The sequence below is a fragment of the Saccharopolyspora kobensis genome (assembly GCF_900108315.1).
Lineage (GTDB): Bacteria > Actinomycetota > Actinomycetes > Mycobacteriales > Pseudonocardiaceae > Saccharopolyspora > Saccharopolyspora kobensis.
In genome coordinates this window covers 389,526-408,791 of sequence record NZ_FNVB01000008.1, presented here as the reverse complement: position 1 = coordinate 408,791, position 19,266 = coordinate 389,526, and the positions used below count along the sequence as shown (strand labels likewise).

Annotated in this window: 21 protein-coding genes; 12 read left to right on the top strand and 9 right to left on the bottom strand. The window is 71.2% G+C overall.

Annotated features, from left to right (window positions below; all coding sequences use genetic code 11):
* Positions 1-79 precede the first annotated feature (79 nt).
* The gene (locus C4T78_RS27075) at positions 80-649 is read right to left on the bottom strand and encodes a SigE family RNA polymerase sigma factor (protein WP_093358248.1); all 570 of its coding nucleotides are present in this window, start codon (positions 647-649) and stop codon (positions 80-82) included.
* 90 nt (positions 650-739) lie between these two features.
* Between C4T78_RS27075 and C4T78_RS27070 the strand changes: the two genes are divergently transcribed.
* The 4 genes from C4T78_RS27070 to C4T78_RS27055 all read left to right on the top strand — a co-directional run bounded on the left by C4T78_RS27070 (position 740) and on the right by C4T78_RS27055 (position 4,193).
* Complete coding sequence (locus C4T78_RS27070; RefSeq protein ID WP_093358247.1) at positions 740-1,018, top strand: YciI family protein; 279 nt, start codon at positions 740-742, stop codon at positions 1,016-1,018.
* Between the two features lie 420 nt (positions 1,019-1,438).
* Positions 1,439-2,473 (top strand): class II fructose-bisphosphate aldolase, encoded by a 1,035-nt coding sequence (fbaA, locus tag C4T78_RS27065; protein ID WP_093358246.1) that lies wholly within the window; start codon positions 1,439-1,441, stop codon positions 2,471-2,473.
* A gap of 70 nt (positions 2,474-2,543) precedes the next feature.
* Entirely contained in the window at positions 2,544-2,954 is a 411-nt protein-coding gene (locus C4T78_RS27060; RefSeq protein WP_093159117.1) for a DUF3151 domain-containing protein, read from the top strand.
* Between the two features lie 138 nt (positions 2,955-3,092).
* Complete coding sequence (locus C4T78_RS27055) at positions 3,093-4,193, top strand: FUSC family protein (protein WP_177247816.1); 1,101 nt, start codon at positions 3,093-3,095, stop codon at positions 4,191-4,193.
* Positions 4,194-4,258: 65 nt separating this feature from the next.
* Here C4T78_RS27055 and C4T78_RS27050 read toward each other — a convergent pair whose 3' ends face one another.
* From C4T78_RS27050 to C4T78_RS27035, 4 genes are all read right to left on the bottom strand, one after another.
* Positions 4,259-4,501, bottom strand: a complete 243-nt coding sequence (locus tag C4T78_RS27050; protein WP_093358245.1) for a hypothetical protein — start codon at positions 4,499-4,501, stop codon at positions 4,259-4,261.
* A 12-nt stretch (positions 4,502-4,513) separates the two neighbouring features.
* Positions 4,514-4,819, bottom strand: a complete 306-nt coding sequence (locus tag C4T78_RS27045) for a winged helix-turn-helix domain-containing protein (RefSeq protein ID WP_235863885.1) — start codon at positions 4,817-4,819, stop codon at positions 4,514-4,516.
* 114 nt (positions 4,820-4,933) lie between these two features.
* A complete protein-coding gene (locus C4T78_RS27040; protein ID WP_093358244.1) occupies positions 4,934-5,572 on the bottom strand; it encodes an HNH endonuclease family protein in 639 nt (212 codons plus the stop codon).
* 208 nt (positions 5,573-5,780) lie between these two features.
* Entirely contained in the window at positions 5,781-6,482 is a 702-nt protein-coding gene (locus C4T78_RS27035) for a hypothetical protein (protein WP_235863884.1), read from the bottom strand.
* Positions 6,483-6,585: 103 nt separating this feature from the next.
* Here C4T78_RS27035 and C4T78_RS27030 point away from each other — a divergent pair, with 103 nt between their 5' ends.
* The gene (locus C4T78_RS27030; RefSeq protein ID WP_093159127.1) at positions 6,586-7,872 is read left to right on the top strand and encodes an adenylosuccinate synthase; all 1,287 of its coding nucleotides are present in this window, start codon (positions 6,586-6,588) and stop codon (positions 7,870-7,872) included.
* 176 nt (positions 7,873-8,048) lie between these two features.
* Here the strand turns inward: C4T78_RS27030 and C4T78_RS27025 are convergent, their stop codons facing one another.
* Both C4T78_RS27025 and C4T78_RS27020 read right to left on the bottom strand, forming a co-directional pair.
* Positions 8,049-9,662 carry a Na+/H+ antiporter gene (locus C4T78_RS27025; protein WP_093358242.1) on the bottom strand — a complete coding sequence of 538 codons (1,614 nt, stop codon included), beginning with the start codon at positions 9,660-9,662 and terminating at the stop codon, positions 8,049-8,051.
* Between the two features lie 173 nt (positions 9,663-9,835).
* The gene (locus C4T78_RS27020) at positions 9,836-10,942 is read right to left on the bottom strand and encodes a glycerophosphodiester phosphodiesterase (RefSeq protein WP_093358314.1); all 1,107 of its coding nucleotides are present in this window, start codon (positions 10,940-10,942) and stop codon (positions 9,836-9,838) included.
* 284 nt (positions 10,943-11,226) lie between these two features.
* On the opposite strand from C4T78_RS27020, the gene purD reads away from it, so the two are divergent.
* From purD to C4T78_RS36550, 5 genes are all read left to right on the top strand, one after another.
* A complete protein-coding gene (purD, locus tag C4T78_RS27015; RefSeq protein WP_093358241.1) occupies positions 11,227-12,489 on the top strand; it encodes a phosphoribosylamine--glycine ligase in 1,263 nt (420 codons plus the stop codon).
* A 323-nt stretch (positions 12,490-12,812) separates the two neighbouring features.
* On the top strand, positions 12,813-13,112 hold the full coding sequence (locus C4T78_RS27010) for a hypothetical protein (RefSeq protein WP_093358240.1): 300 nt from the start codon (positions 12,813-12,815) through the stop codon (positions 13,110-13,112).
* 208 nt (positions 13,113-13,320) lie between these two features.
* Complete coding sequence (locus tag C4T78_RS27005; protein ID WP_093358239.1) at positions 13,321-14,493, top strand: WXG100 family type VII secretion target; 1,173 nt, start codon at positions 13,321-13,323, stop codon at positions 14,491-14,493.
* Positions 14,494-14,539: 46 nt separating this feature from the next.
* A complete protein-coding gene (locus tag C4T78_RS27000; protein WP_093358238.1) occupies positions 14,540-15,706 on the top strand; it encodes an aminotransferase class I/II-fold pyridoxal phosphate-dependent enzyme in 1,167 nt (388 codons plus the stop codon).
* A gap of 138 nt (positions 15,707-15,844) precedes the next feature.
* Entirely contained in the window at positions 15,845-16,009 is a 165-nt protein-coding gene (locus tag C4T78_RS36550) for a hypothetical protein (protein ID WP_170210241.1), read from the top strand.
* An 84-nt stretch (positions 16,010-16,093) separates the two neighbouring features.
* Here the strand turns inward: C4T78_RS36550 and C4T78_RS26995 are convergent, their stop codons facing one another.
* Positions 16,094-16,690 carry an HAD family hydrolase gene (locus C4T78_RS26995; RefSeq protein WP_093358237.1) on the bottom strand — a complete coding sequence of 199 codons (597 nt, stop codon included), beginning with the start codon at positions 16,688-16,690 and terminating at the stop codon, positions 16,094-16,096.
* 59 nt (positions 16,691-16,749) lie between these two features.
* A complete protein-coding gene (locus C4T78_RS26990; RefSeq protein ID WP_093358236.1) occupies positions 16,750-17,766 on the bottom strand; it encodes a threonine aldolase family protein in 1,017 nt (338 codons plus the stop codon).
* 168 nt (positions 17,767-17,934) lie between these two features.
* On the opposite strand from C4T78_RS26990, the gene C4T78_RS26985 reads away from it, so the two are divergent.
* Both C4T78_RS26985 and C4T78_RS26980 read left to right on the top strand, forming a co-directional pair.
* A complete protein-coding gene (locus C4T78_RS26985) occupies positions 17,935-18,450 on the top strand; it encodes a SigE family RNA polymerase sigma factor (RefSeq protein WP_093358235.1) in 516 nt (171 codons plus the stop codon).
* A gap of 14 nt (positions 18,451-18,464) precedes the next feature.
* Positions 18,465-19,109: a hypothetical protein gene (locus tag C4T78_RS26980; protein ID WP_093358234.1), complete on the top strand. Its 645-nt coding sequence runs from the start codon at positions 18,465-18,467 to the stop codon at positions 19,107-19,109.
* The last annotated feature ends 157 nt before the right edge of the window (positions 19,110-19,266 follow it).

The following is a 19,266-nucleotide window of genomic DNA, read 5'->3' as shown; positions in this document are numbered from 1 at the left end:
TCCTCCGCTACCGGACGCCTATTGGTCTACACCAAACGGGTGTGTTGTTCGCGGAAGGTTTTCGCGGACTTCCCGGGCCTCAACTGCCCATCAGCTTCTGCAGCGCGTCCAGCGCGCGGCTCGCGGTGGACTTCACCGTGCCCCGCGAAACCCCGGTGGCCTCGGCGATCTCCGCTTCGGACAGGTTGCCGTAGTAGCGCAGCACGAGGACCTCGCGCTGCCGCCGCGGGAGCTTCGCCAGCGACGCCACCACGGCCTGGTGCTCGGCGGTCAGCATCGCCAGCGACTCCGCCGAACGGGCGTCGGCCTGGTGCGGCGGCTGGTACTCGCGGGCCGTCTTGCGGCGGCGCAGGACCGAGCGGCTGCCGTTGACCACCGCGGTCCGCAGGTAGCCGATCGCCGCCCGCGAGTCGCGCAGGCCGGACCAGTTGCGGTACAGACCGGTGAACGCCTCCTGCACCACGTCCTCGGCAGTGGCCGGATCGTCGACCAGCAGGATCGCCAGCCGCACCATCCGCATGCGCTGCTGTCGGTAGAGGTCTTCCAGGGTCAGCGGAGCTGACTCGTCGGCCGCTGCGCCGTCCAATGTGCGCAGGTGGCCGAGGGTCTGCTCGACGCTCCGTTCGACTCCGCGTGAATCACCGGCCATGATCGGACAAGCTACCGGTTGTCCCCCGGTCGGTGTGGTCCGGCCGGGTAGCGTGCGCATCGATCGTGATCGGGAAGACGGAGGTTCGGCATGGCCAGGTTCGTGGTCGATTTGGTCTACGGCGAGGACCAGGAGCACCGCTTGCAGGTGCGCCCGGCGCACCGCGAGTACTGCCGCGAGCTGGCGGACCGCGGCGTGCTGCTGGCCGGTGGCCCGTTCACCGACGGCGCGGGCGCGCAGATCGTCTACGAGGCGGCCGACCGGGACGAGCTGAAGGCGGTCCTCGACGCCGACCCGTACACCGAGGCCGGGGTGATCGCGCGGACCACCGTCCGGGAGTGGGACGTCCTCGTCGGCGCCTGGCTGTAAGAACTGGTCTGACGAACTCGTTCTGCGTGGCGGTGCGGGTGGCGGAACCTCGGCGTCCGCCTGGACCGCGGGTGCCCGGCTTCAGGCATGACCGATGCACGGCGGCCGGGCCGTCCTCGCCAGGCGAACGCTGAGAATCCGCGGCGGTGCGAGCGCCGAGGGCGGGTCGAGCGGCTGCGCCGTTTCAAGATCAAAAACGATGACCCCTTCGGAGGGTGAAACCGCAGCGTGTGAGGATGTACACAGGATTCGTCCGGTTCTGAATCCTGTCACCGGCTTTCAAAACCGGCCCGGCTCGGGCACTGTGACGCGAAAGTGTGGCGCCGAGCCGGAACGGCCCGCTGGTGGCCTGCCGCGGCTCGTAGGATGCTGCGCAACTCCCCGTCACCAAGACTGAACTCCATGCGAGGAGGACGACCGATGCCCATCGCGACCCCCGAGGTCTACGCGGAGATGCTGGACCGGGCGAAGGCTGGCGAATTCGCCTACCCGGCCATCAACGTGACCTCGTCGGAGACGCTCAACGCGGCGCTGCGCGGGTTCGCGGAGGCCGAGAGCGACGGCATCATCCAGTTCTCGACCGGCGGCGCCGAGTTCGCTTCCGGCACCAAGGTCAAGGACATGGTCACCGGCGCCACCGCGCTGGCCGAGTTCGCGCACGTCGTCGCCGCGAAGTACCCGGTGAACATCGCCCTGCACACCGACCACTGCCCGAAGGACAAGCTGGACGGCTTCGTCCGGCCGCTGATCCAGATCAGCCAGGAGCGCGTCGACCGCGGCGAGAACCCGCTGTTCCAGTCGCACATGTGGGACGGCTCGGCGATCGACCTCGACGAGAACCTGGAGATCGCCCAGGACCTGCTGGCGGCCGCCCACAAGGCCAAGATCATCCTGGAGCTGGAGGTCGGCGTCGTCGGCGGCGAGGAGGACGGCGTCGCCAACGACATCAACGAGAAGCTCTACACCGCGCCCGGCGACTACGAGAAGACCGTGGACGCCCTCGGCAGCGGCGAGAAGGGCCGCTACCTGCTGGCCGCGACCTTCGGCAACGTGCACGGCGTCTACAAGCCGGGCAACGTCAAGCTGCGCCCGGAGATCCTCAAGCAGGGCCAGGACGTGGTGTCCGAGAAGCTGGGCCTGGCGGCCGGTTCCAAGCCGTTCGACCTGGTCTTCCACGGCGGTTCGGGCTCGCTGCTGGAGGAGATCCACGAGGCGGTCTCCTACGGCGTGGTGAAGATGAACATCGACACCGACACCCAGTACGCCTTCACCCGCCCGGTCGCGGACCACATGTTCAAGAACTACGACGGGGTCCTCAAGATCGACGGCGAGGTCGGCAACAAGAAGACCTACGACCCGCGCAGCTACCTCAAGGTGGCGGAGCAGGCGATGGCGGCCCGAGTGGCGCACGCCTGCGAGAACCTCAAGTCCGCGGGCCGCATGCTCGCCGGCTGACACCCAGCTCGTTCGACGGCCCGTCCGCCAGGTGCGGACGGGCCGTCGTCGCACCTGACAGGATTGGGCCATGACGAGGAACCTGTTGGAACCGCCGGAGACGCTGCTGCCGGAGAGCCCGGAGGCGCAGTCCGAGCTCGACGCGGGCACCGACCCGACCGTGGTCGCCGCGCACCACCCGGCCTTCAGCGCTGCTTGGGCCGCGCTCGCCGAGGGCGCGCTCGAGTCCGGCCAGAACATCGCCGCCTACGCCTACGCGCGCACCGGCTACCACCGCGGGCTCGACGCGCTGCGCCGCGCGGGCTGGAAGGGCTTCGGCCCGGTGCCGTGGCGCCACCAGCCGAACCAGGGCGTCCTGCGCTCCATCGCGGCGCTGGCGAAGGCCGCGCAGTCGATCGGCGAGGACGAGGAGTTCGACCGCTGCCGCCAGCTGCTCGCCGACAGCGACCCGGCCTCCCTCGAAGCCACCGGCCTGGCCTGATCCCCCGTTCGGTCGTCACCCGGGTACGGGTCGATTTCGGGCGAAATCGACGCAGGCCCGGGTGACGGCACCGTGAGCTGCGGAGTCGGTCGAGGATCACTGCCCTGGCGCTCGGATCGCGGGACGATCTGACGGACAATGTCCGGTGTGCACAGACTGCGCGAGGAAGTGACCCGGCGACTGCGCCGGCTGATGCGCACCGGCGTACCCATCGTGCAGTGCGCCGTCGCGGCCGGGCTCGCGTGGTTCCTGGCGCGGCACCTGTTCGGGCACCCGCAGCCGTTCTTCGCGCCGATCGCGGCGGTCATCTCGCTCGGCGTCTCGCTGGGCCAGCGGATGCGGCGCGCGCTGGAGCTGGTCGTCGGCGTGAGCATCGGGATCGGCGTCGGCGACGTGCTGATCTCGTTCATCGGCACCGGCACGTGGCAGATCGCGCTCGTCGTCGCGCTGGCCATGAGCACGGCGGTGCTGCTGGACAGCGGTGTCGTCATCGTGCTGCAGGCCGCCTCGTCGTCGGTGCTGGTGGCGACCCTGCTGCCGCCGGCGACCGCGGGCGGGCTGACCCGCATGCTCGACGCGGCGATCGGCGGCCTGGTCGGGTTCGTGGTCGCGGCGCTGCTTCCCGCCAACCCGCTCGCCGTGGCGCACCGCAACGGGCGGCTGGTGCTCGGTGCGCTGGCCGATGCGCTGCGCGGCGTCGCCGGGGCGGTGGCGCGGCAGGATCCCGAGATGGCCGGTGACGTGCTCGCGGACGCCCGCAAGAGCCAGAAGTCCGTCGAGGAGTTCCGCACCGCGCTGGAGGCCGGGCAGGAGATCGCCAAGTTCGCGCCGATCCGGTGGCGGCGGCGCCGCGACCTCGAACGCTACGAGACCGCCTCGACGCCCATCGACCGGGCTCTGCGCAACACCCGGGTGCTGGCCCGTCGCGCGCTGGCCGCGCTGCGCGACGGCGAGCCCGTGCCGCGTCCGCTGCCGGGCCTGCTGGAGGAGCTGGCGGGCGCGGTGGTGCTGCTGCGCGACGAGCTCGCCAGCGGCGTCGATCCGCTGCAGACCCGCGAGGCGGCCCGCTCGGTGGCGAAGAAGTCCACTGTGGAACTGCTCGGGGAGGGCGACTTCTCGATGCAGGTGGTCGTCATGCAGGTCCGCTCGATCGCGGTCGACCTGCTGCAGGCGACCGGGCTGAGCCGCACCGAGGCCACGGCAGCCCTCCCGCCGCTGTACCCCGAGCCCAGGGACTAGTTTGAGGCGGCTCAGCCCGCCCTCGGCGCTTGCACCGCCGCGCGGAACGAGCTCGCCGAGCAGTTCTAGGGCCGGTTCAGGACTGCTGCCAGAGCCGTGTGCAGGGCTTCGTGGTCGCGCGGGTCGTGCAGGTGGCAGTCCGCCGCGGAGATCCGGTACCACTCCTCGGCACCGGCGTAGCGGATCCACACCTCCACCGCTCCGTCGACGCACGTGGTGGCCAGATCCAGCGCACCGGTGATGACGCCGACCTCGTCGGTCATCACCCCACCCGGTGGCGCGGCGATGGACGAGCGCAGTTCCGGCATGGCCCTCTCCTCTCACGACCTCCCGATGATCGCGTCGAGCGCCGCGAGGTGCGACTCGTAGGCGCGGCGGCCCAGCGGCGTGGCGCTCAGCCAGGTGCGCGGGCGGCCGTCGACGTTGCCCTTGCGCACCTCGACGTAACCGGCGGATTCCAGCGTGGAGATGTGCTTGGACAGGGCGGAATCGCTGACCTCGACGGTGTCGCGGACGCGCCGGAACTCGGCCTGCTCGGCAGCGACCAGCAGGGTCATGATCGAGAGCCGGACCGGGGAGTGGATCTCGCGGTCGAGCAGGTGCCGGGGATGCTCCGGCCGGCTCACTTCGGACGGCCTTCGGGCGCGGCGATCTCGATCTTGCTCATCCCCGCAATCTCGCAACCGCTCGCCGGTGTGTCAAGCGGCGCCCGCCGGGTGAGCGGGCACCGCCGACCCGGCTCAGCAGCCGTCGAGGGCCTTCTGCAGCGCCGACTTCTCCGCGTCGGTGATGGTCAGCTCGTACTTGTGCTTGCTGCCGATCCACATCGAGGCGTACTCGCAGTGGTAGTCCGCCAGCGGCGGCATCCACTGGTCCGGCGTCTGGTCGCCCTTGGTCTGGTTGACGTTGTCGGTGACCGCGATCAGCTGCGGGCCCTCCAGGTCGTTGGCGAACTGCTGGCGCTTCTCCTGCGTCCAGTCCGCCGCGCCGGAGCGCCACGCGGCGGCCAGCGGCACCACGTGGTCGATGTCCACATCGGACGGCTGCGTCCAGGTGTCGCCGTCGTAGGGGCTGTACCAGCTGCCGGAGGTCGGGTAGCAGTCCGAGCCGACCTGCACGTCCTTGCCGTCCCGCTTGAGCACCGCCTCGCGGGTGTTGCAGTTGTCCGGGCCGTCGATCCAGTGCGGGAACTTCTCCCGGCTGTAGCCGTCCATCGAGCCCTCGGGGGCGACCTTGAGCTCGTCGAGCTGGGTCTTGGCGGTCGCCGGGTCCGGGATGCCCGGCGGCTCGGCGCCAGCCGGCGCGGCCAGGCCGAGCCCCAGAGCGGCCGCGAGCGGCAGGGCGGTCAGGGTCGCGCGCAACGTTCGGTGGCCTGTCATGGCTTCCTCCGCGTGGGCGTCTCGCCGTTGTCGGATTTCGACCATTGCCCACGCAGGTGGCCGGATCAATGCCAGTGCGTGGCCAGCGGGTGACTTGGCGTGAAATCGCCACCGATCGTGTCATCTTCTGGTGAATTTCGCACCGGCCTGGTTCCGGTAGCCGCTCCCCGAACGGGTGATCTCAGTGATTTCCCAGACATTTCACCCGCTATCGCGCGAACTGCAGGTCCTCGGTGTGCCGGTACCAAACCCACTTCTCCGCCGGGCGCGGGTGCCGCATGCCGTCGTGGACGACCGTCGCCGAGCGGAACGACGCCTGCACCGCGCGCCCTCGCGTCACCTCGCTGCGGCGGCGCAGCAGGCCGCGGCGCACCGTGGTCACCAGCAGCCCGTCCATCGCGGGGTCGAGCATCGCGTTCATCGGGTCCGGCGTGGACTCCGGCAGCGGCTCGGCATCCGGGTCCGGCGAGATGGTGATCTCCAGCGCGCTGCCGTTGAGCACCTGCTCGTCGTCGCAGTACACCTGACCGGTGATCGGCACGATCGTGCCTGCACCGAGCAGCACGCCGCCCGAATCGTCGCGGATCAGCGCGGACGGGCGCGGCGCGGCGGTCAGCGCGCGTTCGAAGTCGCCGGCCCGCAGCCCCCACAGCCGCGCCGCCGGGGAGTCGGTGACCGGCACGTAGCCCACCACCAGGTCACCCAATCGGTTCTTCCGGAGCAGGCGGAGCACTACCGAGGCGAAGTCGGCGTCGGTGCCGTGCACCACCAACCGCTCCGCGGTCTCGGCGAGCAGCGGATCCAGGTCCTGGCGGGTCGGGGTGACCGGCAGGTCGAACCATCGCACACCGTCACCGGACGGACGCGCTGCGCGGTCGACGTTTCCGCAGGACAATGCGGTCGTACTCACGTTTCGCTCCTGGTTTACCCTGATCGACCGGCATACCCCGTGGTGGGAGCGGGCGAAGCGTGCGGTCACGCTGGCTACCACCCAGTCCAGGTTGGAGTTTCACATGCCGGCGATCGTGCTGATCGGCGCCCAGTGGGGCGACGAAGGCAAGGGTAAGGCGACCGACCTGCTCGGCGAGCAGGCCCAGTGGGTCGTCCGCTACCAGGGCGGCAACAACGCGGGTCACACCGTGGTGCTGCCCGACGGGCAGGACTTCGCGCTGCACCTCATCCCGTCCGGGATCCTGACCCCGGGGGTGACCAACGTGATCGGCAACGGCGTCGTGGTCGACCCCGGCGTGCTGCTCGAGGAGCTGGCCGGGCTGGAGGAGCGCGGCGTGGACACCTCGCGCCTGCTGCTCTCCGCCGACGCGCACCTGATCATGCCCTACCACGTGGCCATCGACCGGGTCACCGAGCGGTACCTCGGCAAGAAGCAGATCGGCACCACCGGTCGCGGCATCGGGCCCTGCTACCAGGACAAGATCGCTCGCGTCGGGGTCCGCGCGCAGGACCTGCTGGACGAGAAGATCCTCCGGCAGAAGGTCGAGGCGGCCCTCGACGTGAAGAACCAGATCCTGGTCAAGGTGTACAACCGCCGCGCCATGGACGTCGACGAGGTCGTCGACACCGTGCTGGCGCAGGGCGAGAAGTTCGCGCACCGGATTGCCGACACCAAGCTGCTGATCAACCAGGCGCTGGAGCGCGACGAGACGGTGCTGCTGGAGGGCTCCCAGGGCACCCTGCTCGACGTCGACCACGGCACCTACCCGTTCGTGACCTCGTCGAACCCGACCTCCGGCGGCGCCTGCGCCGGCTCCGGCATCGGGCCGACGAAGATCGGCGCGGTGATCGGCATCCTCAAGGCCTACACCACCCGCGTCGGCGCCGGTCCGTTCCCGACCGAGCTCACCGACGAGGCCGGCGAGAACCTGCGCAAGCAGGGCGGGGAGTTCGGCGTCACCACCGGCCGCTCGCGGCGCACCGGCTGGTTCGACGCGGTGATCGCGCGCTACGCGACCCGGGTCAACGGCATCACCGACTACTTCCTGACCAAGCTGGACGTGCTGTCCGGGCTGGAGACCATCCCGGTCTGCGTGGCCTACGACGTCGACGGCGAGCGGGTCACCGAGATGCCGATGACGCAGACCGGCGTGCACCACGCGGTTCCGGTGTACGAGGAGATGCCGGGCTGGTGGGAGGACATCAGCGGGGCGCGCAGCTTCGAGGACCTCCCGGCCAACGCCCGCGCCTACGTCGAGCGCATCGAGGAGCTCTCGGGCTCCCGCGTCTCGGCGATCGGCGTCGGCCCCGGCCGCGACCAGACGATCGTCCGTCACACGATGGCCTGACCCGCCCAGGGGACTCCCGACTCCGCTCGGGAGCCCCTGGTCAGTCGCAATTTCAATGGAAATTGGACGTCTGATTTCCATTGAAATTGCACGTCCTGCGGCGTGTCGGCACCCGACACGCCGCAGGTGGCGCAAATTCAATGGAAATCGAAGGTCTGATTTCCATTGAAATTGCGTCAGCGGTTGCGCCAGGAGCTGTCGAGGGCGGCTTCTTGGAGGTCGAGTTCGCGGAGGACGCGGCGGAGGACCTCGTCGTCGAGGTTGCCCGCGTCGCGCTCGTCGGCCATCGTCGAGCGCTGGACCTCCAGGAGATCGCGGCGCAGGTCGGAGAAGCCCCGGCTGCTGGTGTCCTCGCGCTCGGCGGGCGTCCGGCCGACCTGCTCGGCCGCCGCCATGCCCTGGTGCTCCACCAGGGCCTTCATCCGGGTGATGATGCGGTCGAAGCGCTCCGGGTCGGTGTGCAGGTCCGCCGGCGTGAGTCCGTCCAGGTAGCGGAGCGCCGCGTTGGTCGCCGTCACCCGCGCTTCGGCTTCCTCGTGGTCGTCGCGGGCCGCCTCGGCCGGGTCGATGACGTCGAGCTTGCGGATCAGCCAGGGCAGCGTGGTGCCCTGCACGAGGATGGTGGCGACCGTGATCACCGACGCGACGAACTGGATCAGGTCCCGCGCCGGGAACGGTTCGCCGGTGCTGGTGGTGAACGGGATCGCGCCGGCCGCGGCGAGGGTGACCACACCGCGCATCCCCGCCCACGAGATCACCGCCGTGCGCCGCCACCGGCCGCCGGGCCGGTGGCCCGGGCTCAGCAGGTGCGACAGGCCGGGCAGGTAGTTCGAGCTGAACATCCACAGGATCCGGAAGCAGACCGTCGCGGCGAAGATCGCCAGCGTCGCCAGCAGCAGGGAGCTGATGTCGCGCCCGGAGGCGATCAGCGCGTCGACCACCGCCTTCAGCTGCAGCCCGATGTAGGCGAACACCAGGCTCTCCAGCAGCAGGTTGATCGAGGCCCAGACGGTGTGCTCCTGCAGGCGGCCTGCGGCGCGGGCGCGCGGCTGGTTGTGGCCGACGTAGAGCCCGGCGGTGACCACCGCGAGCACCCCGGAGCCGTACAGCTCCTCGGCCGTGAGGTAGGCGATGAACGGCACCAGCACGCCCAGGACCGTCGCGACCTGCACGTCCGGGATGCGGGTGCGCGCGGCTTGCGCGAGCACGCCGAACACCAGTCCCAGCCCGACGCCGAACACCACGGCCAGCACGAACACCAGCACGCCGTGCGCGAGGGTGGGCGTGGCCCCGACGACGGCGGCGATCGCCATCCGGTAGATCGTCAGCGCGGCGGCGTCGTTGATCAGGCTCTCGCCGCCGAGGATCGTCATGACGCCGCGCGGCAGCTTGAGCTGGCGGCCGATCGCGGAGGCGGTCACCGCGTCCGGCGGGGCGATCACCGCGCCGAGCACGATCGCCGAGGTCAGCGGCAGTTCGGGGATGAGCGCGTAGGCGAGCCAGCCGATCACGAACGAGGTGGCGATCACCTGCAGCACGCCGTGGTGCGCGATCTTGCGGATCTGGGCCCGGAAGTTCGTGTAGGAGCTCTCCAGCGCCGCGGCGTAGAGCAGCGGCGGCAGCACGACGGTGAGCAGCAGTTCCGGGTTGATGTTCAGCTCGGCGGTACCGGGGATCAGCGACACCAGCAGCCCGACCAGCACGAGCAGCAGCGGAGCCGCGATCTCGCGGCTGCGCGCCAGCGCGGTGACGAGCAGTGCGCCGACCAGCACGAGCAGCAGTTGAACCACCGGATGCCACCTCCGTCCACCATGGACAGGTTAGGCGGCGCCCGAACCGCACCGCTCGGCACCGATGCTCAGACCGGGCGCGCGTTTCGGCAGGTGGTGCCCCGTGAGTGCTTTGAGGTGTCATAGCACCTCAAAGCACTCACGGGGCCTGAGCAGCGGAAACGGAACCGCTGTCAGCGGCCTGCGGCGAAGTCGTCGCGGGCGACCACGGCGATGTCCGGGTGGTCGGCGAAGATCCCGTCGATGCCGGTCTCCAGCAGCGCGCGGAGGAAGCCGAAGACGTCGCCGAAGGCGGCCGGGTCCTCCGAGGAGCGGAAGTCCTTCGGCAGGAAGCTGTTCTCCGCCCGCACGGTGTAGGGCACGACCTCCAGGCCGGCCGCGTGCGCGTCGTCCACCACCGGCGTCGGCTCGGCCAGGTACCCGTCTTCCTTCACCGGCAGGATCACCCTGGTGTCCGGCCCGATGACGTCGGCGTAACCGGCGATCTCCTTCAGGCCCTCCGGCGTGACCAGGTCGGCGTAGGTGCGCGGGTCACCGGACTCGACGAAGTCCTGCGGGGCGCCGCTGTTGCTGATCAGCTGCACCAGGTCGACCTTCAGCGACTCGTTCAGCTCCTTGAGGTTGGCCACCTCGAAGGACTGCACCGCGACCTTGGCGTTCGGCCGGTTCAGCCCGTTGCGGGTCAGCGCCTGCACCACGCCGGGCTCCAGCGGCAGCCCGATCGAGGCGAAGTAGCTCGGGTGCTTGGTCTCCGGCGCCACGCCGATGTCCCGCTTCAGCTCGCGGGACAGCCGGGCGCGCAGGTCCAGGACCTCCTGGAACGTCGGCACCTCGTAGCGGCCGTCGTAGATGGTGTTGTTCGGCCGCACCTCCGGGATGCGCTCCTTGGCGCGCAGCGTCTTGAGCTCGGCCAGCGTGAAGTCCTCGGTGAACCAGCCGGTCAGCGTCTCGCCGTCGATGACCTTGGTGGCCTTGCGCTCGGCGAACTCGGGGCGGTCGGCCACGTCGGTGGTGCCGCCGATCTCGTTCTCGTGCCGCGCGACCAGCACGCCGTCCTTCGTCGGCACCAGGTCCGGCTCGATGAAGTCGGCGCCCATCCGGGCCGCCAGCTCGTAGGAGGCCAGCGTGTGCTCCGGGCGGTATCCCGAGGCCCCCCGGTGGCCGAAGACCGACACCAGTTCGGCGTCGGCCTGCGGGTTCGGTGCGGCGATCGCGGGCGCGGTGACCAGCCCGAGCGCCGCCGCGCCCGCGACGGACAGCGCCGTCAGGCGTACCCGAATCGTCAATGTGCCCTCCCGTGTTCCGCAGCGCGTCGATCAACGCTGCACATTCGGGCAAAACACTGGCCGCCGCAATCGACCATTCGCGCAAGCCGGTGCGACGTCCGGTCGACCGGCAGGTGAACGCCGGGTTGGACCCCGTGGGCGCTGTCGTGCGCCAGCGGGCGGCGCCCGGCGAAGCGGTCAGGTACCGCCGAGCGACCGCCCGAGCAACGCAACCACCACTAGGCCTATTGGCGGGGGCAGGTCCGGCGTGGCCTGTCGCACGCTCTACGCTGCGGTTCGTGCGAATCCTCGTGATCGGTGGTGGCGGCCGGGAGCACGCGATCGCCTTGGCCCTGTCCCGCGATCCCTCCGTCACCGCGCTGGCCTGCGCGCCCGGCAACGCCGGCACCGCTGCGCTGGCCGAGAACTACGGCGTCGACGTCGCCAAGCCCGCCGACGTGGTCAAGCTGGCCACCGAGTGGCAGGCCGACCTGGTCGTGTTCGGCCCGGAGACGCCGCTGGTCGCGGGTGCGTCCGACGCGGTCCGCGCGGCGGGCATCGCCTGCTTCGGCCCGTCCCGGGCGGCGGCCCGCATCGAGGGCTCGAAGGCCTTCGCCAAGGACGTCATGCTCGCCGCCGGCGTGCCGACCGCGCACAGCGAGGTGGTCGACAACCCCGCCAAGCTGGACGCCGCGCTGACCCACTTCGGGCCGACCTGGGTGGTCAAGGACGACGGTCTGGCCGCGGGCAAGGGCGTGCTGGTGACCAGCGACTTCGACGCGGCGCGGGCGCACGCGCTCAAGCTGCTCGACGGCGGTCACCCGGTGCTGCTGGAGTCCTTCCTGGACGGCCCGGAGGCCTCGCTGTTCTGCCTGGTCGACGGCACCGCGGTGGTGCCGCTGCTGCCCGCGCAGGACTTCAAGCGCGTCGGTGACGACGACGCGGGCCCCAACACCGGTGGCATGGGCGCCTACGCGCCGCTGCCGTGGGCCCCGGAGGGCCTGGTCGACGAGGTCGTGCGCACCATCGTGCAGCCGACCGTGGACGAGCTCGCGCGCCGCGGCACCCCGTTCTCCGGCCTGCTCTACGCCGGTCTCGCGCTGACCTCCAGCGGCCCGCAGGTGATCGAGTTCAACTGCCGCTTCGGCGACCCGGAGACCCAGGCGGTGCTGTCGCTGCTGAACACGCCGCTGGCCTCGCTGTTCAACGCGGTGGCCAACGGCACGCTCGCCGAGCAGCCGCCGCTGGAGTGGGAGTCCGGTGCCGCGGTGACCGTCGTGGTGGCCGCGGAGGGCTACCCGGGGCGGCCGCGCGTGGACGACGTGATCCAGGGCAGCGACGGGCAGGGCGTGCTGCACTCCGGCACCCGGCGCCGCGAGGACGGCGCGGTGCTCTCGGCGGGCGGCCGCGTGCTGTCGGTGGTGGCCACCGGCGAGGACCTGGCGGCGGCGCGCGAAGCGGCCTACCAGCGCGTCAACGGCGTGCACCTGCCCGGTTCGCACTACCGCACCGACATCGCGCTGCGCGCCGTGCGCGGCGAGATCACCGTTCCGACCGCCTGATCGATCGGACATTCCGGCGAAAACCGCCCGGTGGCAGGGAAAACCCGCCACCGGGCGGTTTTTTCTGGTGTTCTTGGAGTGAGTGTTCCAGTGGCTGGTTCGCGGCGGTGCCGGTGGCGGAACCTCAGCGCCCACCTGGACTGCACGACCGATGCACGGCGGTCGGGCTGCCCTCGCCAGGCGAACGCTGAGAACCCGCGGCGGTGCGAGCTGCGAGGGCGGTCATGCGCATGCGATCGCCTCCGGGCCGCGGCCTGCTGATCGCCGCGGCTGCGGCCGCTGACCAGGATGAAGGGCTCGGGGAACCGGGTGGAGGAGGGGTCGTGACGCAGGCTGGCTACAACTTGTCGGCGCTGGAGGACTGCCGCGCGGAGCTGGACGGCAAGGCGGGCCCGGTCGGCGCCGTCGGTGACGGTTTCGAGGGGCAGCACGTCGACGCCGCGATCTTCGGTGAGCTGGACGCCGCCGGTGATCTCGCCGCCGCGATCACCGCGCTGGACGCCGCGGGCAAGAAGCAGTTCGACGCCGCCGAGCAGCTGCTGCGCAGCGCCAGCGGCGCGCTCGACGCGGTGCGGAGCAGCGTCGACGAGATCGACCAGGCCAACGCCGAATCATTCCGATGAGGTCTCCGGCCTCGTTTCGCGTGGCGGTGCGGGTGGCGGAACCTCAGCGCCCGCCTGGACTGCGGGTGCCCTGACTGATGCATGACCAATGCACGGCGTCAGGGCCGTCCTCGCCAGGCGAGCGCTGAGAACCCGTGGTGGTGCGAGCTGCGAGGGCGGCTGCCGTCCACAGACAGGATGAAAAACGCTCACTGAAACTGGGGATCTGATGGGGATATCGGGAGAAGTGGCGGGCAAGCCCGGCGGTGGGAAGCTCGCCGAGCAGCTGCGCAAGATCGAGGACAGCAGGCCGGAGGACGTCCGCGCGATCGCTGCGCGCTGGCGCGACGCGGCCGGGCAGGCCGATGGCCACGGCAACGCCCTGGTGCAGACGGTGAACGGCCTCGACGGCGCGTGGGAGGGCGGCTCCGCGGACGCCTTCGTCGGCTACATGGGCAAGATCAACGACGGGTTCGGCAAGGCGCGCGAGGCGCTGCAGGCCTCCGCCGACGTGCTCGACCGCGCGGCTCAAGCGGTGCAGGTGGCGAAGGACGAGGTCAGCTCGATCGGCGAGCGGGCGCTGGCCGACGCGCGCCGCGCCGAGCAGGCGTACGAGAAGGAGATCTCCGGTGCCGACGATGCTGCCAAGGAGGCGGCGGCGAAGCGGCGCGACGAGACCATCGCGAAGGCCATGCAGGAGCACGCCGCGGAGGCCGAGGGCAAGATCTCCGAGGCGAACGCCGGGCTCAGCGCTGCGCTGGGTGAGCTGCGCAGCGCCGCGGCCGGGCTCGACGACGTGTTCTCCGCGCTGCCGAAGGCGGGCGAGCAGCCGTTCACGCCCGCCCAGGGCCGGAAGGTCGACTGGGAGATGACGATGCCCTCGGCGACGAATCCGCAGTCCGCGCCGCCCGGCGGTGAGTCCTCCGGCGGATCCGGTGGCTCCGGCTCCGGGGGCTCGGGCGGCGGCTCCGGCGGTGGCGAATCCGGTGGTGGCGGCGGCGGTGGCCTCGGGCCCAGCGGTGGCCCGCCCGCGGGCCCGCCGCCCGGCAACGTGCAGGAGTGGATCCGGGAAGCGATCAAGATCCTGCAGGCCAACGGCATCCCGGTCACCGAGGACAACATCGACGAGATCTGGACGATCATCCAGAAGGAGTCGGGCGGCGACCCGCACGCGATCAACGACTGGGACTCGAACGCGGCCAAGGGCACCCCGTCGAAGGGCCTGATGCAGTGCATCGACCCGACCTTCCAGGCCTACAAGCTGGCGGGGCACGACGACATCTGGAACCCGGTGGACAACATCATCGCGGGCGTCCGCTACACCTTCGACCGCTACGGCGGCTTCGACGGGCACCCCGGTCTGAAGTCCATGGCCCAGGGCGGCGGCTACCAGGGCTACTGATCCGGCGGGGGTTCCCGGCGCGCACCGCGTTTGACAGTCTGAACGCATGGTCGATCCTGCTGTTCTGGGCGTCGCGCAGCGCGCCGATGTGGCTCCTTTCCAGGTCATGGAGGTGCTGACCGCCGCGGCGGAGCGGCAGCGGGCGAAGGGCGACGTGGTGTCGCTGGCGGCGGGCCAGCCGTCCACGCCCGCGCCGCGCGCCGTCCGCGAAGCCGCCGCCGCTGCCCTCGAAGGCGACTCGCTCGGCTACACCGAGCAGCTCGGCCTGCGCGCGCTGCGGGAAGCCATCGCCGGGCACTACGGCGAGCTTCCGGTGCGGGCCGACGACGTGGTCGTGACCACCGGCGCGTCCGGTGCGTTCCTGCTCGCGTTCCTCGCCGCCTTCGACTCCGGGGACCGGGTCGCGCTGGCCCGCCCGGGCTATCCGGCGTACCGGAACATCCTGTCCGCGCTGGGCTGCGAGGTCGTGGAACTGCCGTGCGACGCGACGACGCGCTTCCAGCCGACCGTCGCGATGCTGGCGGAGCTCGACCGGCCGGTGGACGGGCTGATCGTGGCGAGCCCGGCGAACCCGACCGGCACGGTGCTCTCCGGCGCCGAGCTGGCCGAACTCGCGGAGTGGTGCGAGGCCAACGGCGTGCAGCTGATCAGCGACGAAATCTACCACGGGCTCAGCTACGGCGACCCGCTGCACTCGGCGTGGGAGTTCTCCCGCGAGGCGATCGTGGTGAACTCCTTCTCCAAGTTCTGGTCGATGACCGGCTGGCGGCTGGGCTGGATGCTGGTGCCGCCGCGGCTGCGGCGCGCGGTCGACTCCCTGACCGGCAACTTCACCCTCTGCCCGCCCGCGCTGTCCCAGCACGCGGCGATCGAGGCCTTCTCCCCGGACGCCCTCCGGGAGGCCGCCGGGCACGTCGAGCGGTACCGGCAGAACCGCGAGCTGCTGCTCGGCGGGCTGGAATCGCTCGGCATCACGCGGGTGGCCCCGGCCGACGGCGCGTTCTACGCCTGGGCGGACATCGGGGACCTCACCGACGACACCACGGCGTTCTGCCGCCGCCTGCTGGACGAGACCGGGGTGGCGGTGGTGCCCGGCGCGGACTTCGACCCGGAGCTGGGCAACCGCTACGTGCGGATGTCCTTCGCGGGCAGCACCGAGGACATCGCCGAAGCCCTCGACCGCCTGAAGGCCTGGCTGCCCACCACCCGCTGACCCGGCCGAGGCGTCGGTGACGCGGGATCCGGGGAGCCCTGAGATTTCCCGGGTGTGCGCGTCGGGTGGGACTAATCGGGCATCGGATCTGGCAGGCTTGGGATAACGAGTTGCTGCGGTCGAGCTGAGGTGCGTGCGATGTTGTGGAAGGTGATCGGCGGACTGCTGGTCCTGTGGCTGGTGATCTCGGTCGCGGGGGTCGTCATCAAGGGCCTGTTCTGGCTCGCGGTGATCGGCGGCGTCCTGTTCGTCGCGACCGCCGCGGTCGGCTGGGCCCGCGACCGCAAGAAGATCAAGTCCTAGCTCTCCCGCTCCACCCGGTGGAGTGGTGGGTGAAGGGCGCCTTTCACCGGCTTGGTCGGCGAAGGGCGCCCTTCATCGCGAGAATCACCTGGTCAGGTGGGTTTGGAGGAGTGAGCGGGCGGCTTCGGCGCCGGACCAGAGCTCCGCGCCCAGGCCTGCTTCGCGGGCCGCGTCGACGTTCTCCTGGCGGTCGTCGAAGAACAGGCAGTCCGCCGGTTCGGCGGCGAGGGTCTCCAGCAGGGCGCGGTAGATCCGGGCGTCCGGTTTCGCGAGCTTCAGGTCACCGGAGAACACCAGGTGCTTGAACAGCCGCGCCCAGTCGGTGCGCTCCACCGCGCGCCCGAACGACGCCGGGGCGTTGGACAGCAGGGCCAGCGCGACGCCCTGCTCGTGCAGGTCGTCGAGCAGTCGGCGCGAGCCCGGGTCGGTCTCCAGCCAGCCTTCGACGTCGGCGCTGGTCAGCCGCTCGGACAGGTCGGCGTCCACCTGTCGGCCCAGCCGCGCGCCCACCGACCGCCAGTAGTCCAGGTCGGGGCAGCCCCAGTCGTAGGCCTTGCGCTCGGCGAAGTACGCCGCCTCGAACGCCTCGGGGTCGGCGTCGAGCATCGCCGCGATCCCGGGCAGCGCCGCGGTTCGCCTGCTGATCACCTCGCCGTAGTCGAAAACGACCCAACGAACCACGTGCACCTCCTGGTCAGAGCCCGTTTGCCGAGGCGCGGACGGCTTCGCCGACGGCGCTCTCAGAGCCCGGCTTCCTCGATCCGGCGCAGTGCTTCCCCGATGTCGGCCTTGGTGACGTCGCGGTGCGTGACGAACCGGATCTGGCCGCTCATCGAAACCGCTCGCACGCCGATCGCCGTCAAGCGTTCCAGAGCGAGGCCCACGTCCGGCACCGCCGCCAGGACGATGTTGGTCTGCGGTGTCGTCACCGACCAGCCCTGCTCGGCCAGGCCCTCGGCGAGCAGCCGCGCGTTGTCGTGGTCGGTGGCCAGCGCGTCGATGCGGTCCAGCGCGACGAGCCCGGCCGCGGCCAGCACACCGCCCTGCCGGACGCCGCCGCCGAGCATCCGCCGCACCCGGCGCGCCTCGCCGATGAAGTCCGCGCCACCTGCGATGACGGACCCGACCGGAGCACCGAGTCCCTTGCTCAGGCACGCCTGCACGCTGTCCGCGCCGACGGTCAGCGCCGCGGGCGGCAGCCCGAGCGCGACGGCGGCGTTCCAGATCCGGGCGCCGTCGAGGTGGATGCGCAGGCCGCGCTCGCGGGCGGCGGCCGCCAGCTGCGCGTGCTCGTGCGGCGGCGTCACCGCGCCACCAGCGCTGTTGTGCGTGTTCTCCAGGCACAGCAGCGTCGTGCGCAGCGTGTCGTAGCTGGACTCGCCGTGCGCGCGCACCGTCTCCGGCGTCGGTCGGCCGGGCCCGGCGTTCCACTCCAGCGGTTGCGGCATGCCGCCGGCGAGCCAGGCGGCGGAGCCGAACTCGTAGGCCAGCACGTGCGCACCGCGCGGCGAGAGGAACCGGTCGCCGCGCTGCAGGTGCAGCATCAGCGAGATCAGGTTGCCCATCGACCCGCTCGGCACCCAGAGGGCGGCGGCGGTGCCGAGCAGCTGGGCGACGCGTTCCTCGAGGGCGCGCATCGTCGGGTCGTGGTCGAGCACGTCGTCGCCGACTTCGGCGGCCGCCATGGCCGCGGACATCTGTGCGTCGGGACGCGTGACCGTGTCGGAGCGGAGGTCGATCGGTGCCAGCTTGGTCACGAACGGATCACATCACACCGCACCCGGGGGAGGGCAACAGCCCGGCGCGGCCCGCTGCGGGGATTGCGGTATCAATCACGGGGTGGATTGCCGCTCCGGCGCGTGCAACGGTTGGACGCGGGAATCCCGTCCTGGACGTGCAAGCACTTGACGAGCGGAGAGTTCCGCGTGGACCAGCGCGAGGAGCAGGAGTTCGCGGAGTACTTCGCGGCTCGGCGGGAGGCGGTGCGTCGGATGGCGTACATGATGTGCGGTGACTGGCACCGCGCGGACGACCTCGCCCAGACCGCGTTCATCTCCCTGCACCGGCACTGGCGGAAGGTGCGCGACAAGGGCGCGCTGGACGCCTACGTGCGCCGGACCCTGACGCGGGCGGTGATCGACGAGTCCCGGCGCCCGTGGCGGCGGGAGCGGGCCGCGGAGGTGCTGCCGGACCGACCGGTGGACAGCCCGGACGTGGACGACTCGGTGGCGACCAAGCAGACCCTGCTCGCGGGGCTGCAGAAGGTGCCGCCGAAGCAGCGCGCGGTGCTGGTGCTGCGGTTCCTGGAGGGGCTGGACGTCGCGGGCGTCGCGGCGGTCATGCGGTGCAGCGAGGGCAACGTCAAGAGCCAGTCCGCCCGGGGTCTCGCGGCGTTGCGCGAGGCGCTGGGCGATCAGCTCGGTGATCTGCGGTCGGCGTGAGGAGGTGCGGGTAAGTGGACGAGCGCAAGCTCGAAGAGCTGTTTCGTGATTCGGTGCAGTCCGTTCCTCCGGCGTCGTTCGACGAGCACGACGTGGCTCGGGCGTCGCGGCGGATCACTGCTCGACGCCGGATGACGGCGCTCGGGGGAACGGTGGCGGTCGCCGCCGTGCTCGCGGGCGGAGTCGTCATGGTCATGCCACCGGAGTCGAGCGTCACCAGCAAGCAGGCGCAGCCCGAGGTCTCGACGGCCTCGCCGCGCAGCGAGGACGGGCCGGGCATCCTCACCGACCGCGGCGGTCGCTGCGGGCCGGACGCGCAGGTGGCCGCGGCGGTGACCAAGGAGCTGCCGGAAGCCGCGTCGACGGCGCCGGTGGCGGCCCCGGACTGCCCGTCCGGGGCGAAGGTGGCGTCCTTCGTGCTGCGCGAGGGTGCTGCGGCGGGCAGCGTGACGGTGATCGTGAGCCCGGCGGGCACGGTGCCGCCGGAGCAGTCGAAGACGGGCGACACGCGGCATCCCGACGGCACCGAGCAGTCCGTGCGGCAGGCGCGCAGCGGCAAGCTGGTCGTCGTGCGCAGCGACCCGGACGAGGGCTCCCCGGCGGCGCCCTACCGGACTCGGCTGCCCTCGATCGCCGGAGGCATCGCAGGCCAGTTCTGACCACGCTGAGCTGGGCCTTCGCCGCCGCGGAATCGCGCGGTGACGGGCCCCGCCCACGACCTGTCCGGTCATGCACCAGGCGGGCACCCGCGGTGCGGCCAAGCACCCAGGTTCCGCTAAGGACCAGGTGCGCAGACCGGCTGCCAACAGGCTCTTA

What these genes read in the sequence shown, in the direction of transcription:
- C4T78_RS27040 (WP_093358244.1), bottom strand. Translation starts at nt 5,572, where the DNA reads ATGACAGGCCACCGAACGTTGCGCGCGACCCTGACCGCCCTGCCGCTC.
- C4T78_RS27005 (WP_093358239.1), top strand. Translation starts at nt 13,321, where the DNA reads ATGGGGATATCGGGAGAAGTGGCGGGCAAGCCCGGCGGTGGGAAGCTC.
- C4T78_RS27060 (WP_093159117.1), top strand. Translation starts at nt 2,544, where the DNA reads ATGACGAGGAACCTGTTGGAACCGCCGGAGACGCTGCTGCCGGAGAGC.
- C4T78_RS27055 (WP_177247816.1), top strand. Translation starts at nt 3,093, where the DNA reads ATGTCCGGTGTGCACAGACTGCGCGAGGAAGTGACCCGGCGACTGCGC.
- C4T78_RS27075 (WP_093358248.1), bottom strand. Translation starts at nt 649, where the DNA reads ATGGCCGGTGATTCACGCGGAGTCGAACGGAGCGTCGAGCAGACCCTC.
- C4T78_RS36550 (WP_170210241.1), top strand. Translation starts at nt 15,845, where the DNA reads ATGTTGTGGAAGGTGATCGGCGGACTGCTGGTCCTGTGGCTGGTGATC.
- C4T78_RS27050 (WP_093358245.1), bottom strand. Translation starts at nt 4,501, where the DNA reads ATGCCGGAACTGCGCTCGTCCATCGCCGCGCCACCGGGTGGGGTGATG.
- fbaA (WP_093358246.1), top strand. Translation starts at nt 1,439, where the DNA reads ATGCCCATCGCGACCCCCGAGGTCTACGCGGAGATGCTGGACCGGGCG.
- C4T78_RS27030 (WP_093159127.1), top strand. Translation starts at nt 6,586, where the DNA reads ATGCCGGCGATCGTGCTGATCGGCGCCCAGTGGGGCGACGAAGGCAAG.
- C4T78_RS27000 (WP_093358238.1), top strand. Translation starts at nt 14,540, where the DNA reads ATGGTCGATCCTGCTGTTCTGGGCGTCGCGCAGCGCGCCGATGTGGCT.
- C4T78_RS27070 (WP_093358247.1), top strand. Translation starts at nt 740, where the DNA reads ATGGCCAGGTTCGTGGTCGATTTGGTCTACGGCGAGGACCAGGAGCAC.